The organism is Aquitalea sp. FJL05, from assembly GCF_003852595.1.
GTDB lineage: Bacteria > Pseudomonadota > Gammaproteobacteria > Burkholderiales > Chromobacteriaceae > Aquitalea > Aquitalea aquatilis.
This window is the reverse complement of sequence record NZ_QAJS01000019.1, coordinates 1-16,354: the sequence shown is the minus strand read 5'-3', so window position 1 is coordinate 16,354 and position 16,354 is coordinate 1. Positions and strand designations below refer to the sequence as shown.

The 16,354-nt window shown below is 56.4% G+C and carries 11 protein-coding genes and 3 pseudogenes; 7 read left to right on the top strand and 7 right to left on the bottom strand.

The features are described 5' to 3' along the window. Nucleotides 1–140: 140 nt before the first annotated feature. From DBR44_RS18090 to DBR44_RS20130, 4 genes and pseudogenes are all read left to right on the top strand, one after another. Complete coding sequence (locus DBR44_RS18090; protein WP_124645394.1) at nucleotides 141–2,759, top strand: type VI secretion system Vgr family protein; 2,619 nt, start codon at nucleotides 141–143, stop codon at nucleotides 2,757–2,759. 12 nt (nucleotides 2,760–2,771) lie between these two features. Continuing rightward, complete coding sequence (locus DBR44_RS18085) at nucleotides 2,772–4,862, top strand: peptidoglycan DD-metalloendopeptidase family protein (RefSeq protein WP_124645393.1); 2,091 nt, start codon at nucleotides 2,772–2,774, stop codon at nucleotides 4,860–4,862. Next, complete coding sequence (locus tag DBR44_RS18080; RefSeq protein WP_124645392.1) at nucleotides 4,862–5,440, top strand: hypothetical protein; 579 nt, start codon at nucleotides 4,862–4,864, stop codon at nucleotides 5,438–5,440. The genes DBR44_RS18085 and DBR44_RS18080 overlap by 1 nt, the downstream gene beginning before the upstream one ends. A 466-nt stretch (nucleotides 5,441–5,906) precedes the next feature. After that, nucleotides 5,907–6,098 (top strand): annotated as a pseudogene (locus tag DBR44_RS20130) (transposase); the annotation flags it as partial. A 182-nt stretch (nucleotides 6,099–6,280) separates the two neighbouring features. On the opposite strand, the gene cyoE reads toward DBR44_RS20130, so the two are convergent. The 7 genes and pseudogenes from cyoE to DBR44_RS20120 form a co-directional block, all read right to left on the bottom strand. Continuing rightward, nucleotides 6,281–7,165 carry a heme o synthase gene (gene cyoE, locus DBR44_RS18070; RefSeq protein WP_124645467.1) on the bottom strand — a complete coding sequence of 295 codons (885 nt, stop codon included), beginning with the start codon at nucleotides 7,163–7,165 and terminating at the stop codon, nucleotides 6,281–6,283. A gap of 11 nt (nucleotides 7,166–7,176) precedes the next feature. After that, nucleotides 7,177–7,500: a cytochrome o ubiquinol oxidase subunit IV gene (gene cyoD, locus DBR44_RS18065; protein ID WP_124645391.1), complete on the bottom strand. Its 324-nt coding sequence runs from the start codon at nucleotides 7,498–7,500 to the stop codon at nucleotides 7,177–7,179. Then, nucleotides 7,500–8,111, bottom strand: coding sequence for a cytochrome o ubiquinol oxidase subunit III (cyoC, locus tag DBR44_RS18060; protein WP_103525800.1), 612 nt, complete (start codon nucleotides 8,109–8,111; stop codon nucleotides 7,500–7,502). The genes cyoD and cyoC overlap by 1 nt, the downstream gene beginning before the upstream one ends. A 14-nt stretch (nucleotides 8,112–8,125) precedes the next feature. Further along, entirely contained in the window at nucleotides 8,126–10,168 is a 2,043-nt protein-coding gene (gene cyoB / locus DBR44_RS18055) for a cytochrome o ubiquinol oxidase subunit I (RefSeq protein WP_124645390.1), read from the bottom strand. Nucleotides 10,169–10,171: 3 nt separating this feature from the next. Next, on the bottom strand, nucleotides 10,172–11,062 hold the full coding sequence (cyoA, locus tag DBR44_RS18050; RefSeq protein ID WP_233578661.1) for a ubiquinol oxidase subunit II: 891 nt from the start codon (nucleotides 11,060–11,062) through the stop codon (nucleotides 10,172–10,174). Between the two features lie 781 nt (nucleotides 11,063–11,843). Continuing rightward, nucleotides 11,844–12,674: a methyl-accepting chemotaxis protein gene (locus DBR44_RS20125; RefSeq protein WP_370449679.1), complete on the bottom strand. Its 831-nt coding sequence runs from the start codon at nucleotides 12,672–12,674 to the stop codon at nucleotides 11,844–11,846. Then, nucleotides 12,657–13,736, bottom strand: a pseudogene (locus DBR44_RS20120) (FIST signal transduction protein); the annotation flags it as partial. The gene DBR44_RS20125 and the pseudogene DBR44_RS20120, both read right to left, overlap by 18 nt. A gap of 308 nt (nucleotides 13,737–14,044) precedes the next feature. Here DBR44_RS20120 and rstA point away from each other — a divergent pair. The 3 genes and pseudogenes from rstA to DBR44_RS18030 form a co-directional block, all read left to right on the top strand. Continuing rightward, entirely contained in the window at nucleotides 14,045–14,761 is a 717-nt protein-coding gene (gene rstA, locus DBR44_RS18040) for a two-component system response regulator RstA (protein ID WP_124645387.1), read from the top strand. 2 nt (nucleotides 14,762–14,763) lie between these two features. Continuing rightward, nucleotides 14,764–16,035, top strand: coding sequence for a two-component system sensor histidine kinase RstB (gene rstB / locus DBR44_RS18035; RefSeq protein WP_124645386.1), 1,272 nt, complete (start codon nucleotides 14,764–14,766; stop codon nucleotides 16,033–16,035). Nucleotides 16,036–16,173: 138 nt separating this feature from the next. Then, nucleotides 16,174–16,354: pseudogene (locus tag DBR44_RS18030) on the top strand (hypothetical protein); the annotation flags it as partial.

Genomic DNA, 16,354 nt, shown 5'->3' with positions numbered 1-16,354 from the left:
TGAGTCATGTACGGCTCACCGACTCCCCGTATAAATACCTAGCCATGCCCTTCCACCTTGTCCGGAGCATGTTAGGCGCATAAACTGTTGAACTTTCAACAGAATGTGAAGATTCACGTCAGCAGACGTGATGAGACGCCATGGACTTTTCTGCACTGCTCGCCAGCTTCGCCGCCGCCTTTTCCCAGCACCAGCGCCTGCTCACCTTGCAGCTGGATGGCGGGCAGATCGCCGCCGAGCAGTTGCTGCCCCACGCCCTGGATGGCAGCGAGGGGGTGTCGGAAGCCTATCGCTATCAGCTCACGTGTTTGTCGCCCGATGGCAATATCGAACTCAAATCGCTGCTGGGCGTGGCCGCCCGCCTAGGCGTGCTGGATGCCGCTGGCAGCGAGGTGGTGCGCTGTGGCGTGGTGTCGCGCGCCGAGCTATTGGGGTCCGATGGCGGTTTTGCCAAGTACGGTCTCACTATCGAACCGCCGTTTGCCCTGCTGCGGCTGCGTCGCACCTCGCGGGTGTTTCAGGACCTGTCCGTCCCCGACATCGTCAAACAAATCCTGGCTGAACATCAGGCCAATAATCCGGTGTTCGCCCAGATGCAGACGCTGGAATTCCACACCGCCAGCGCCAGCCCGCGCAGTTATTGCCTGCAGTATCGCGAGAGCGATTTCGACTTCATCGTGCGGCTGTTGCACGAAGAGGGTTATGCCTGGCGTTTCGAGCATGTCGATGGTGAGCATCCGCAGGTCAAGCTGGTGGTGTTCGACGATGCCTTCAGCCTGCCGCCGGCCGCCAGTGAGCGCGTGCGCTTTCATCGCAGCGATGCCACCGAGGAAGAAGATGGCCTGACTGATTGGAGCACCGCCCGCCAAGTGGTATCCGGCAATGTCGCACTGGCCAGTTTCGACTACCAGCCGGTGAGCACCCAGCACACTGGCGACCAAAGCCGCATCCAGCAAGGCCGCAGTGGCGATGCCTTGCAATCCACCCTGCAGGATTACGATCCGCAGTCGCTGTACTACGCCAGCGATGCCGAGCAGCTCAGCCAATACGCCCAACTGCGCCAGCAGGCGCACGATGTGCAGGCCAAGCAGTTCTCTGGTAGCGGCAGTGTGCGCAGCCTGCAGGCCGGCCAGTGGTTCCGGCTGGACGAACACCCAGCGCACGAGGGCGACAGCAGCGAGCAGCGTGAATTCGTCGTCACCGGCCAAACCTTCCGCGCCAACAACAATCTGCCGGGCGATCTGGCCAGCAGCCTGCGGGGCTTGCTCGGCCAAGACAATGCTGCCGATTCGCAGAACAGCAGCCCCTTCCAGACCCAGATCACCGCCCAGCGTCGTGGCATCCAGCTTACCCCGGCCTATGCCCACAGCACCCAGGCCAAGCCGACAGCGAAAGGTGTGCAGACCGCCACCGTGGTCGGCCCCGCTGGCGAGGAAGTCCACACCGACGAACTGGGCCGCATCAAGGTGCAGTTCCACTGGCAACGGCCGGACGAACACCCCGGGATTGGTGCCAATCTGGACGACAAATCCTCCTGCTGGCTGCGCGTGGTCATGCCCAGCGCCGGTGCCGGCTGGGGCCACCAGTTCATCCCGCGCATCGGCCAGGAAGTGCTGGTCGACTTCATCGAAGGTGATATCGACCGCCCGGTGATTGTCGGCGTGCTGTACAACGGCAGCCACGCCACCCCGGCCTTTAGCGGCGCCGGAGCCTTGCCGGCCAACAAGACCCTGTCCGGCATCAAGTCCAAAGAACACCAGGGCGGCCAGTACAACGAACTGCTGTTCGACGACACCCCCGGCGAAGTGCGGGCCAAGCTATCCAGCGAACCCGGCAAAACCCAGCTCAACCAGGGCTTCCTCACCCACCCGCGCAGCAATGGCAAAGCCCAGCCGCGCGGTGAAGGCTTCGAACTGCGCACCGACCAGCACGGTGCCATCCGCGCCGGCCACGGCCTGCTCATCAGCACCGAAGCGCAAAACGGCGCAGGCGGCAAACAACTGGCGCGCGACCACGCGCAAAGCCAGCTCGACGCCGCGCTCAGCCTCAGCCAGAGCCTGGCGGAAGTGGCCACTGGCCAATTGGCCGACACCATGGAAACCGGGCCAGACGGCATCAAGCCGGACAACAGCAAAGACGGCAAGAAAGACAGCGGCCACCTGCAACACCACGCCGCCGCCGTCAAGGCCTGGGAAGCCGGCAGCAACACCGACAAAGACGGCAAAACGGCCAAAGACCAGGCCGGCCAACAGCCGCTGCTCATCCTGTCCGCCCCAGCCGGCATTGCCAGCCTGACCGAACAAAGCCAGACAATTTCTGCCGGCACCAACCTCAACCTCATCGCCCAGCGCGACAGCAACCACACCACCGGCCGCCGCTGGCTGCACAACGTTGGCCAGCACATCAGCCTGTTCGTGGCGGGAGTAAAAGACCAGATCGCGCTGAAGCTGATTGCCGCGAAGGGCAAGGTGCAGGTGCAAGCGCAGAGCGATGCGATGGAGATCACCGCAGACAAGGATGTGACGATTACATCCTGCAAAGACAAGATTGTGGTCAATGCCAAGCAGGAAATATTACTGACGGCAGGTGGCGGCTATATCCGCATCGCCGGCGGCAATATCGAGGTGCATTGCCCGGGTACGGTAACCGTAAAAGGGGCAAGCCATGACTTGAGCGGGCCGGATAGCATGAATATCCCACTACCCAGCTTGCCCAAAGACAAATACACCCCACCCAATACCCACCCTTTCTCTGAATAAGCGGGTAACAACATGATTATCAGTCCACCTATTCTCAAAACACCTCAGGGTAATGCCAGTGATGAACAGTGGCTAGCTGCTTTGATACCCTTTACCTCTCGCGGAGGTTTTCCAATTGCCAGTCGTATGGCTTGGCACGGTGGCCAACATATCGAACATACCGATACCGGAGCACAGGGGGAGCCGGTGCGTGCAATTGCCGATGGAGTGGTGGTTTATAAGCGCGACCCATCTCCTGATGCAGACAAAAAGCCTTTGGCCTATCAGGGAGCAACCGATAATGGCTGTGTGGTCATCAAGCACAGCACAGAAATTGGTGAAGGTCCGGATGGGCAGATCGAGTACTACTCGATTTATATGCATCTCAAGCAGGTTTTTGTCAAAAAAAAGCAGCCGGTCAATCGCAAGGATAGCTTGGGCAGCGTAGGTAGCTGCAACGGTAATAATGCTATCCATCTGGAAATCATCTGCGACGATGCCAATCTGAAAAAAATCGTCGGTAGAAACTCGGGCAAGCTGGATATCAGTAAGGATGGGCGGGACAAGATTGTCTACGGCGATATACATTTCTATCTACCGCCAGGCACACCATTTTTTGCTTCTATTGCATCGCCGCAAGCTCCCTCAGGAAGTGGCGCTGCGGTGCATACATCCAACGTCCCATTGTTTGTGACGATGCACTTTGAACGCGGAAAATGCCTGCTAACAACTAGGCAAAAGGATACTCAGCAAGAGGGTATCTTCATTGAGATTGGCTCGCCATTAGCAAATAGCGATGACAAATATGAGTACAGTCTTTACAACAAAGCAACTGCATTAGGGGATGCCTTCCATATTGCACCGAGCGCTGCTTACGAATTGTTGCGATTTGGTCGGGTCATCAACACTGAAAATGAAACATCGCTCTCTGCCGGTACAGTACCACATTGGCACAAGGTCAATTATCCAGGCGGCCAAGGCTGGGTTAACCTGAATGCTGTAGACATCAAAAAATTCAGCGATGCCGACTTCCCCCACTGGCTTGGCTGGACCTTGATTGAGGATGATCCTACACCGGATAGCCAATGCAACTCCCCCACGCTTGAGAAATGGCTCACAGGAAATAGTGGGAAGAAGTTGGAAAAAGGCGTACTAGCAGCCGCACTGAGCGATAGCAAAGTTCAGTCACGGCTTTCACGAACAATTTGTAAATTTCCGACTGAGTGGGAAAGATCCACAATTGATACGCGATATGCCTGGCTAAAAAGTAAAAGTGATGTATTAGACGATCCAATGGATGAGAAGAAATATGCCGAATTCAAGGGATATGTTGAATCTTTATCATTTTGGGAAGAGGCTGAATTGGAGATCCCTAGTACCCATTGGCATTTTCATCCTAGATTATTTGTTGAGCAGTTTAGGCGGTGCAACTGGATCGATAAGAACGAACTAAAGAGAATATATCCTGATGACATTCAAAAGAAAGATAAAGGAAAAATTCAGACTGCTAAAAATGGATTGAGCGAAACTATTCGAGAAAAGTATAGGAGAGAGATTTGCATCGCAATCAGAAAACATCTAATTAATAAAACTGGCTTGCGAATGACGAATTTTTTTGCGCAAGGGGCGGAAGAATCCCGTACACTTACATGGATGAGTGAATCACGATCTGAAAAATCATGCAACGACCTGTATGGTGGTAAACTTGGCAATGATCTTCCTGGTGATGGATATAAATACAGAGGCAGGGGAATTAAACAGCTTACAGGTAAATCCAACTATGCTGGCTATTGGATTTATCGAGGCAAAATAACAAGGAGTTCATTTGACTCTGCGTGGTGGTCTAAAAAGAACGCTAGAAGACCTGAAATCAATAATCCTGATTTATTAATTAATGACATCTATGCAACAATAGATGCAGGGGCATGGTACTGGGAGTCAGGACCAAGAAGAGGTGAGCCAAGGAAAAATAGTACAATTAATAAAATTATTGACGAATTTCAAGGCGATCTTAGTGCCATCGCAAGGACAGTTTGCGTGGAAATTAATGGAGGAACTAACGGACTGGAGAATAGACAGTACCATACCGTCAGAATTGCAAAAATACTAATGGACTTAGTTTAATGAATAAAAAATTATTATTTATAATTTTCCTTGCACTTTTTTATATCAGCCCTACATCGCAGGCAGAATCCATTGCATTAAAAAACAAGCAGCAAGTAAGTAAAGCCGGTGGCAATTTGTATCGCAATATAAGCTTTAGCGAAAGTGCTGGGGAAATTTATATTGATTTATTTTTGGCAAGAAGTCGAGATGGTTACGATTCAGATTCCATGCAAATATGTACATCTGCTGAAATGTGTGCAAAAGATGACTGGGCTCAAATTGGTGGAGCTGATTACTTCAATACCCCACTTTACTCTGAAGTGAATACTGTGAAGTTGGATGAACATCATATTTACACGGCATTTAATTTGTGCCAAATAAGCAATGAAAAGGGTGAGGTTTCCATGGGGGGGCAGTGCCTAACAATAACTGGGCAAAATGAAAATAAGAAGTTTGTTTATAATTCCTACTTAGGCCGTGCCTCAAAGTGCAGGCCAGATAGTATGTGCTGGCAGAAACTCGTGAAAGAAAGAGTCTCATTTTTTTCGAAATTTCTAAAAGAATATAAAATTAAAATATTTGAGCGAAGCAAGTAACTACTATTCGAACAGATACTATAGACTGATCTCAGTAATCCAAGTGAAAGCTTACAGCGCCATTATGAAAACACTCAGGGTCGGCTAGCATCAGGGGGGGGCGTCTCCCCAGTATAGAGTAACTCGCGATTTTCACGCACAACCACGCACATCTCAAGCTAGAACGACTGCTTTGTCCAAAAAATGAACGTTCATAAAGTACTGATAAGGGCGTGTACTGAATTTTGTGTAAACGGACATTTGGCAGGAAACTGCCACCTAGTCTGGAGACACAATGAGCTCGAAAAAACACGACGTACCTGACGCACTACTGAACAGCTTGCTGGCCGATTACCAGAAGCCCGAAGACCTCATCGGTGAGAACGGCCTACTCAATGACCAAGCTGCTGGTCGAGAAAGCCCTAGATGCCGAGATGGCCGCACACCTTGGTCATAGCAAACACGAGCCAGTGCTCAATCCCGCCAGCAACACCCGGAACGGCAAGAGCCGCAGACCCTCAAGGGCGAGTTCGGAGAGTTACCTATCGAGCTACCACGCGACCGCCAGGGTACCTTTGAGCCGCAACTCATTCCCAAGCACCAGACCCGCTGGACCGGATTCGACGACAAAGTCATCTCGCTTTACGCCCGGGTAGAGCCTGTCCGAATTTTTGTGTAAACGGGGTTTGGGCGACGTCCCCCCAGTATTGATCAGCCTTACACCCAGCCGGTCACTTGGCATTGCATGAATGCCCCACAACTCAATAGCTGCCGTAGAAAGCCCTGTACTCAGCCCAGACAAAGAAAAACCTCCGCGGCAGCCATGCTGCAGGCGGAGGTTTGATCTGATGCGGGCAGTGCTTACAGCATCCAGCCGATATGTGCCGGTACCTGGCCATCCACCGCCATCATCACCGACAGTGCGGTCACGGTAATGATGGAGAAGAAGAACACCTGGCGCGCCCAGATGCGGTCGTCAGTGCTTTCCTTGTAACCGGACAGCGCCATCTTCAGCCACCACAGGCTGGTGGCACAGGCCACCGCCAGGTAGCCGTAGCCGGCATAGCCGTAGAACACCAGCAGCAGCGTGGCCACGGCGAAAGCCAGGATGTACAGCACGATCTGCTGCTTGGCCTCGGAAATGCCCTTCACTACCGGCAGCACCGGAATCTTCGCGGCTTCGTAATCCTTGAAGCGGAAGATGGCGATGGCGTAGGAGTGCGGCATCTGCCACAGGCAGAACATCAGCAGCAGGATGGCAGCACCGCTGTCAAAGCGGCCGCTGGCGGCACAGTAGCCCGCCACTGGCGGTACTGCGCCGGACAGGCTGCCCACCAGGGTGCCATACACCGACTTGCGCTTCATATACAGGCTGTACACGCCCACATAGATGAGGAAACCGAATAGCGCGCAAGCCAGGGTCAGACTATTGGTCCAGATCCCCAGCGTGGCAAAGCCGGCCACCCCCAGCACAAAACCATGTGCCAGCGCCGCCTTGGGGCTCATGTCGCCAGTCACCAGCACCCGTTTCTGGGTGCGGGCCATGCGCGCGTCGATATCGCGGTCGATGCAGTTGTTGATGGCGCAGCCGGAGGCCACCACCAGCGACAATCCCGCTACCGTGGCCAGCAGCAGGGTCCAGTCCAGCCGACCCTGCGTGGCCAGCAGAAAACCGCCCACGGTAGAGATGAGATTGCCGAAGATGATGCCCGGCTTGGTCACCTGCAAATAACGCTTGAGCTTCATCACGTCCCGGCTCAGCGCAGCATCAGCGCGTCGGCGGTGGAGATGATCCACACCGACAGGCCAACCAGCATCACGATGATCATCGCGGTGAACAGGAAGGAGAAGCTGTTGAGCTTGCCTTCCTTGGTGAAGTTCAGATGCAGGAAGTATTTCAGGTGCACGATGATCTGCACCACGGCAAAGCCGAAGATGCCGATCATCGTGGCCTGCTTGGTGAAGCCGTGGCTCATCACCATCCAGAAGGGAATGGCGGTGAGGATGATGGCCAGCACGAAGCCGGTGAGGTAGCTTTTTACACTGCCATGATCGGCGGCATGTTCATGTGCCTGGCTCATTACATGGCTCCTTTCAGGTAGACGACGGTGAACACGCAGATCCACACGATGTCGAGGAAGTGCCAGAACAGGCTGAGGCAGTTCAGGCGGGTCATGGCGCGGCCGGTCAGGCCGGTCTTGGCCACTTCGATCATCATCACCGTCATCCAGATCAGGCCGGCAGTCACGTGCAGGCCGTGCAGGCCCACCAGACCAAAGAAGGACGACAGGAAGGCGCTGACATTGGGGCCGTGGCCCTCGGCGATCAGGTGGTGAAACTCGTTCACCTCCATGCCGATGAACACTGCGCCGCAGGCAAAGGTGACTGCCAGCCAGCCCAGCACGGCCGACTTGTTGCCCTTGTAACCGGCAATCATGGCAAAGCCGTAGGTGATGGAGGACAGCAGCAGGGCTGCGGTTTCACCCATCACATAAGGCAGCTCGAAGATTTCCTTGCCCGAAACGCCGGTGGCGACGTTGCGGTACAGCACCGCGTACGCCGCAAAAGCGGTGGCGAACAGGATGCAGTCGGTCATCAGATAGAACCAGAAGCCCAGCACGGTTTGCGAACCGCTGTCGTGGTGCTCGTGGTCGTCATGCGCGTCGTGCGCGTGCTCTACATAAGTACTCATCTTGGCTCAACCTGTTAAGCGGTAGTGGTGGGACGGCTACCACGACGCGGCTTTTCAGCATCGCGTTCGGTGTAGTTGTCCACATCAATGCCCATCTGCTCGAAGTGGGCACGCTCGATTGTTTCGACTTCATCCGGCTGCACGTAGTAGTCCAGATTGTTGTCGTAGGCACGGGCCAGCATGGCACCGATGATGCCAACCAGGCCGACAATCGCCAGCCACCAGATATGCCAGATCAAGGCAAAACCCAGCAGGGTAGTGAAGCCGCCGATGTACACGCCGGTGGCGGTATTGCTCGGCATGTGAATCGGGGCGTACTTCTGCGGCACCTTGTAGGCCTCGCCCTTTTCCTTCATGTCGGTGAAGGCGTCGATATCATGCACATGCGGCACGGTAGCGAAGTTGTAGAACGGCGGCGGCGAGGAAGTGGACCATTCCAGGGTATGGCCATTCCACGGGTCGCCGGTCACGTCGGCCAGTTTCTTGCGGTCGCGGATGCTCACCACGATCTGCAGCAGCTGGCAGCCGATACCGCAGGCAATCAGCACCGCGCCCACGCAGGCCAGGTACAGCCACGGGTCCCATGCCGGGTTGTCGGTATGGTTCAGACGACGGGTCATGCCCAGGAAGCCCAGGATGTACAGCGGGATGAAGGCGAACATGAAGCCGCTCTGCCAGAACCAGAAAGCCGCCTTGCCCAGCTTTTCATTCAGCTTGAAGCCGAAAGCCTTGGGGAACCAGTAGGAGAAACCAGCCAGATAGCCGAATACCGCGCCACCGATGATGGTGTTGTGGAAGTGGGCAATCAGGAACAGGCTGTTGTGCAGCACGAAGTCGGCACCCGGTACGGCCATCAGCACACCGGTCATGCCGCCGATGGAGAAGGTCACCATGAAACCCATGGTCCACAATACCGGCGGGGTAAAGCGGATACGACCCTGATACATGGTGAACAGCCAGTTGAACAGCTTCACGCCGGTCGGTACCGAAATCACCATGGTGGCGATACCGAAGAAGGCGTTTACATCCGCACCGGAACCCATGGTGAAGAAGTGGTGCAGCCACACCATGAAGCCCAGTACCGAAATCACGCCACTGGCGATGATCATCGAGGTATGGCCGAACAGGCGCTTGCCGGAGAAGGTGGAGATGACTTCGGAGAAGATACCGAAAGCCGGCAGCACCAGAATGTAAACTTCAGGATGGCCCCAGGCCCAGAACAGGTTCAGGTACATCATGGCGTTGCCACCGGCTTCCGCAGTAAAGAAGTGGAAGTCCAGGTAGCGGTCCAGGCTCAGCATGGCCAGGGCGCCGGTCAGGATGGGGAAGGAAGCCACGATCAGCACGTTGGCCCAGGTGCAGGTCCAGGTGAAAATCGGCATCTGCATCAGCTTCATGCCCGGTGCGCGCATCTTGATGATGGTCACCAGGAAGTTGATCGCCGTTAGCGTCGTCCCTATCCCGGATATCTGTAATGCCCAGGTGTAATAATCCACCCCCACATCAGGACTGAAACCCAGCTCGGACAACGGCGGATAGGCCACCCAGCCGGTACGAGCAAAGTTGCCCACGCCCAGCGACAGGTTGACCAGAATCACCGCCGACACCAGCAGCCAGAAGCTCAGCGAGTTCAGGAAGGGGAAGGCCACGTCGCGCGCGCCGATCTGCAGCGGCACCACGATGTTCATCAGGCCGGTCATGAAGGGCATGGCCATGAAGATGATCATGATCACACCGTGGGCGGTGAAGATCTGGTCGTAATGCTCTGGTGGGAATACCCCCAGATGCCCGTCAGTGGCCATGGCCAGCTGGGCACGCATCATCAGCGCATCGGCAAAGCCGCGCAGCAGCATGATCATGGCGACGATGATGTACATCACGCCGATTTTCTTGTGGTCAACCGAGGTCAGCCACTCATGCCACAGATAGCCCCACTTGCCGAATTTGGTAATGAGTGCCATCACCAGCAGGCCCATCAGGCCGGCACCGGACAGCGCAGCCACGATGATGGGCTCGTGGAGTGGAATGGCATCCAGAGTCAGTTTGCCTAACAACATCGATTATTGCTCCTTGACGGCCGGGGTTTCGCACAGACGCTTGGTCAGTGCAGCCAGCTTCAGTTCGTCGTCCGTGGCAGCCAGCGACTGGCGGCCTGCCATGTATTTGTGCAGCACGGCATCAAACAGACGCGGTTCTGGCGTGGTGTAGAAGGCCGCGGCATTGTTCTCGCTCGGCTTGACCAGCGCGAGGTAGGCATCCGCGTTCAGCGCCTTGCCCGACGCACGCACCTTTTGCACCCAGGCATCAAACTGTTCCGGCGTTTCGGTGGCGATGGCATTGAACTTCATGCCGGAGAAACCGGCACCGCTGTAGTTGGCGGAGAAGCCCTTGTAAGTGCCCGCCTCGTTGGCCACCAGATGCAGCTTGGTTTCCATGCCGGCCATGGCGTAAATCTGGCCACCCAGTTGCGGGATGAAGAAGGAATTCATCGCAGCATCCGAGGTAATGCGGAAATTCACCGGCACATTCTTGGGGAAGGCGATCTGGTTGACGGTGGCGATGTTCAGATCCGGGTAGATGAACAGCCACTTCCAGTTCATGGCCACCACCTGCACGTTGATCGGCTTCTTGTCCGAATCCAGCGGGCGGTAGGGGTCGAGCTTGTGGGTGGTATTCCAGGTCACCACCGCCAGACAGGCCACGATGATGATGGGGATGATCCAGACAACGGCTTCGATCTTGTTGGAGTGCGACCACTTGGGGGTGTAGATGGCATCCTTGTTGCTGGCGCGATACTTCCAGGCAAACAGGAAAGTCATCACGATGACCGGGATGACAACCAGCAACATCAGCAAGGTGGCCGTGATGATCAGGGACTTTTCATCCGCCGCTACCTGTCCTTTGGGGTCAAGAATGCCACCTTGACACCCCGAGAGCAGTACAGCCAGCACGGGCGAGAGTCCCCACAACAGGCGGGTGGGTCTAAAGTTTCTCATCATACGACTTTACGGGTTAAAGATTCGTTGCTCGCGCCTTGGCGCGGGTGACAGTGCACGGCCTGGCACTGTCGGTGATGCAGCAGCCGGCAACAGGGCCGACCCGGCGGGCAGAGCGCACGACCTTGCCACTCTACCCGTAATGAATATCATTCCATCCCCATCTGCCCAACCCTCCCCGCCAGCACCAGCCATCACGCGCTGACCATGCTGTTGCTGGATGGTCTGCGCCTGTGCAGACCCCCGCCAAACGGAAAAGGTGAAATGGTATATGGCCAGCAGATCTGGCCGGCAGCGCCGTCATGCCGCAGCGCACAAGCGGGGGCTGACAACGCTGCGACAATTTGTCACAGTGACGGGCGCGCTATTACAAATCAGTTTCATTCCCCAGGGCAAGCCGTCACTGCCGGACATTGCCCGAAAAACCGCATCAAAATGGTGCATACTTGATTTATGTCAATATCAAGATGGCGTTCTCGTGATAGGCGCAGCAAGGATTTACGCCTTTCGCATGGTCTGTGCGATACCGCACACGGATTGTTGCAATTAGTTACAAAAAACACCCACCAGCCAGAACAGAAGCGCGCAGCAGAAGCTGCCAGACATGAAAAAACCGCCGCTTGCAAGCAAGACGGCGGTGTTGTGTATGGCGGGGTAACAATGCGGCAGACAAGCTGTCATTGCCGGCCCTGGCCGGGCAGAAACTACACCGGCAATGCAGATTGCGAACCGGCGATCAGCGTTCGAGCGCCAGGATGGCCTCCAGATCCTGATCCACCTTGCGCATGCGTTCGTACAGCTCGCCCGTGCTGTCCACCATCTGGTCCAGCTGCTGCTGACTGCTGCCCGAGGACGCCGCCAGCTTGGCCAGCAAGTCCATGACCTGCTGCATTTCCTGGGCAAAGCTGCCGACATGGGCATTCATCTCGCGCATGTCCACACCCACCTGCTGCACCCCGCTCATCACATGCTCCACCGCGCCACCGGTGGCATCCAGATTCGACTGGGTGTTGTTGGCCAGCTTGCGCACCTCGTCGGCCACCACGGCAAAGCCACGGCCGGCCTCGCCCGCCCGCGCCGCCTCGATGGCCGCATTCAGCGCCAGCAAATTGGTCTGCTCGGCAATCTTCTTGATCATCAGCATCACGTCGCCAATCTGGCGCGCGTCTTTTTCCAGCTCAACGATACGCTGACTGACATTGGCGGAAGTCTTGTTGCCCTGCTCCACGCTATCGGAAAAACGCGCAATTTCCTGCTGGATGGCAATCAGGTGCGTGACCAGCTCGGCAGAGGCCTGGCGGAACAGCGGCAGGCTTTCCATCAACTGGCTGGCAAAGCTCTTGTAGCCCTGCAGCTCATGGATGACCTGGGTTTTCATGCGGTCAATACAGTGGGCACGCGATACTTCGCGGCTGTAGAAGTAATTCTTGAAGTTGGCGTAGTGCACCGGGAAACGCTGCACAAAATCGTCCTGGAAGTTTTCCACCGCCGGATAGAAGAACACTGCGGTCTGGGTCTGGTTGATGTTCACCCCCAGCAGCTCGCCGAAGGAGGAGAAACCGGCCACCGGGATATTGCCGTAGACATTGCTATTGGCCAGCGCTCCGCTGTTATTGAGGCGGCGCAGGATGCAGTCGTTGAGCAAACCGCCAATGGCCGCCGGCTTGCCCTGGCTGAAGCGGGAAAAATCACTCTGCGTGCGCTCCACCAGCCCCTCTTGCTTGAGCAGGTGCAGTTCCTCACCAAACGACAGGTCACAGGCGAATTGCAATACGCCCTTCTCGGCATCCACCCCCAGCACGGAACGGACAAACATCTCGTTCTTCAGCTTGATGCCGAAACTGAATTTGCCCAGCCGCTCCGCCACTTCGGCAGGCCGACAGGAAAAATGGCGCGCCAGCACATCCACCACATTGCACACCTTGCCATCGCGGTCGAATACCGACTCGACCCGGCGCAGTTCCGAGCTGGCCTTGGCAATGGTGAAGGCCGTGCCGGTTTCCTGGAAGTTCTGCGACTTGAACACGCCATAGCGATAAGCCGGTGCCAGCTTGATGAACACCAATACGGCATGGCCGTCGCGCGCGCTCTGGCCATCATGCAGGCGGGTCATGCTGAAATCCAGCGGACCGCCGGCCGAGCCACCAATAAACAGATAAGGAAAGCGGTCCGACTCGTAAATGGCTTCCATCAGATAGCTTTCGCTATTGGACAGGCCATCCACCAGGGTCAGTACAAAACCTTCCTGATAATTCATGGAAAAGGACGGCTGCACCCGCGACAGATTGTCCACCAGACGGCGCACCCGCTCATCATGCCCCAGCTTGGGCTGGCCGGACTTGATGTCCTCACAGGCCAGCGGCACGCTGGCTACATGCACGTCAGCCAGCACCTGCTGGTCGAACAGCTGGAATACCATGCTGTCCCAGCCCGGATTGGCCGGCAGGTAGAGCGCATCACCCGCCTTGGCCGAGCACAGTTCACCCGCCGTGGTGGTCAGTACCACCTTGGCCCCCAGAAATGCCGTAGCAGCACTACGGGCGACCTGGTCCAGATTGGCGCTCGGGTTGATAAAACCCAGCACCAGCTTGATGTCGCTGCGACTGGCAGCGCGCAAATCATTATCCATTGTGCTGCTACGCGTGCGGATAAGCTGGATGGGGTCTAGCCCGAGATGGCTGGACCGCGTGGCGTTTGTCGTCTTATTACGCTTGAAGAACATCCCGACTCTCCCATTGCATTGTTTTTACTAATTATCATTCACATGCAAAAAACATGAACCACCTTGATATTAGCAAGAAAAATCCCAAATTTATTGTGGTTATTCTTAAGTGACGAACTAATCCGCTCACCGGCCAGCCATGCGGCAAGGTTGAGTCTGCCGTCGCCAAGCGCCATACTCCTGCGGTATTGAATCAACCCGATGGATTGCATGGCATGACTTACCGTATCGTGTTTGTGGAAGACGACCCCGACCTGGCCGAACTGATCAGCGACTTTCTGTCCCGCCACGAGATGGACGTGGTAATCGAACCGCGCGGCGATACCGCGCTGGCCACCATTGAGCGCGAGGCCCCCGACATGGTGTTGCTGGACATCATGTTGCCAGGCAAGGACGGCCTGTCCATCTGCCGCGAATTACGGCCGAACTTTGATGGCCCCATCATCATGCTCACCTCGCTGGATAGCGACATGAACCAGATTCTGGGGCTGGAGCTGGGCGCCAACGACTACATTCTGAAAACCACCCCGCCCTCGGTGCTGGTGGCACGTCTGCGCTCGCAGTTGCGCAATATGCGGCCGGCTCAGCCGGCAACGGAAACCCAGCCGCTCAAGACCCAGCGCAAGCTGGTATTCGGCCAGCTCTCCATCGACCCGGTCAGCCGCGACGTCATCCTGGAGCGGGAGAAAGTGGCCCTGTCCACCTCGGACTTCGACTTGCTATGGCTGCTGGCCAGCCATGCCGGCGAAACGCTCAACCGCGACATCCTGCTCAAGGAAATGCGTGGGGTCAGCTATGACGGGCTGGATCGCAGCATAGACGTAGCCATCTCCCGCCTGCGCAAAAAACTGGGCGACAACCCGACCGAACCCTTCCGCATCAAGACAGTGCGCAACCGCGGCTATCTGTTCTCGCTGTCCGGCTGGGAATAAGCATGCGGCGTCTGTTTATCCAGTTTTACCTGCTGCTGGTCACCTGTTTCATGGTGGCGGTGGTGATGGTGGGCGCGGTATACAAGCAAGCAGTCGACGATGTGGGCGAACGCTATCTGTCCGATCTCCTGCGCACCACGCTCTCGCTGATCGAGGCCGACCTGCACGGCATACCGGAAGACCGCTGGACGGAAACGCTGCAAAGCTCGAATCACGACTTCACCTTCAAGGTCACGGTAGAAAAGCAAAGTAACTACCTGCTGGACGAGGAATCGGAAGAAGCGCTCAATCGCGGCGAGATCGTGATGCTGGAAGACAAATACCTGTTCCTGCAGAAGATCGAAGACAGCAACTACCTGCTGGTGGCTGGTCCGCTGCGCTACCTGTTCTTCCTGCATCAGCTCAAATCGGTGGATTACGCCTTGCTGGCGCTATTGGGCCTGTCGCTGGCGATACCGGTATTCCTGTGGATGCAGCCACACTGGAAAGATCTGGTTACGCTGGAAAAAACCGCCGGCAAACTGGCGGGCGGTGATTTCTCCGCACGGGTCCACCTGCCCAGCCGCTCTGGCGTGCGCCAGGTTGCCGCCGCCTTCAACCACATGGCGGACAGCATCGCTGCCCTGTTGGCCAGCAAGAAGGCACTGACCAATGCGGTGGCGCACGAACTGCGCACCCCGCTGGCGCGGCTGCGCTACCGGCTGGCCCTGCTGGAAGGCGACGAAGACTCCCCGGCCAAGAAAGCCATTGAAAAAGACCTGGACGCCATCGACTCGCTGGTGGAAGAGCTGTTGTTCCATGCCAAGCTGGACCGGCCGGAAGCACCGCTGCAACTGAACCAGTTCAATGCCATTGCCTGGGCCAAAGAGCGTATCCACGAACAGGCCACGCTGGCACCGGACCTGAACTGGATAGAACCATCCGGCCAGGAGCTTGATTTTCTGGCTGACCAATACCTGGTCACCCGGGCGCTCGACAACTTTCTGTCCAATGCGCGCCGCTATGCCGAGAGCACCATCCAGACCACGGTTTGTGTGGAAAACCGCAACTGCATCATCATGGTGGATGATGATGGCCCCGGCATTCCGGAGACGGATCGCGCCCGTGTGTTCGACCCCTTTATCCGGCTGGATGAAAGCCGTGGCCGCAAGACTGGCGGCCATGGTCTGGGCCTGGCGATTGTCGCCGGCATCGCCCGCCTGCATCACGGTGAAGTACTGGTGGAGAAATCGCCATTGGGTGGAGCGAGATTCATTCTTCGTTGGCCAACATGAGAATGTACATTTTGTTACATTGAGAAACATCGCACGGGTAGACGTTGCGGTGCAGCACCGTTAGGATGCCCCCCTGAATAGGACTATCTGTCCTCCTTCAAACTTGATTTTCAAGATGAACTTAGGAGTTTTACAAAAATGAAAAAGCTGGCTCTGCTCGCTCTGACCGCCGCCTTCGGCCTGACCTCCACTGCTTCCTTCGCTGCTGACACCTCCGCTCCGGTAGCTATCCACAAGGCCAAGAAGGCTGAGAAGAAAGTAAAGAAAGACGCTTCCGCTCAGAAGGCTCAAGCCGCAGAAGCTTCCGCTCCGGCCAAGA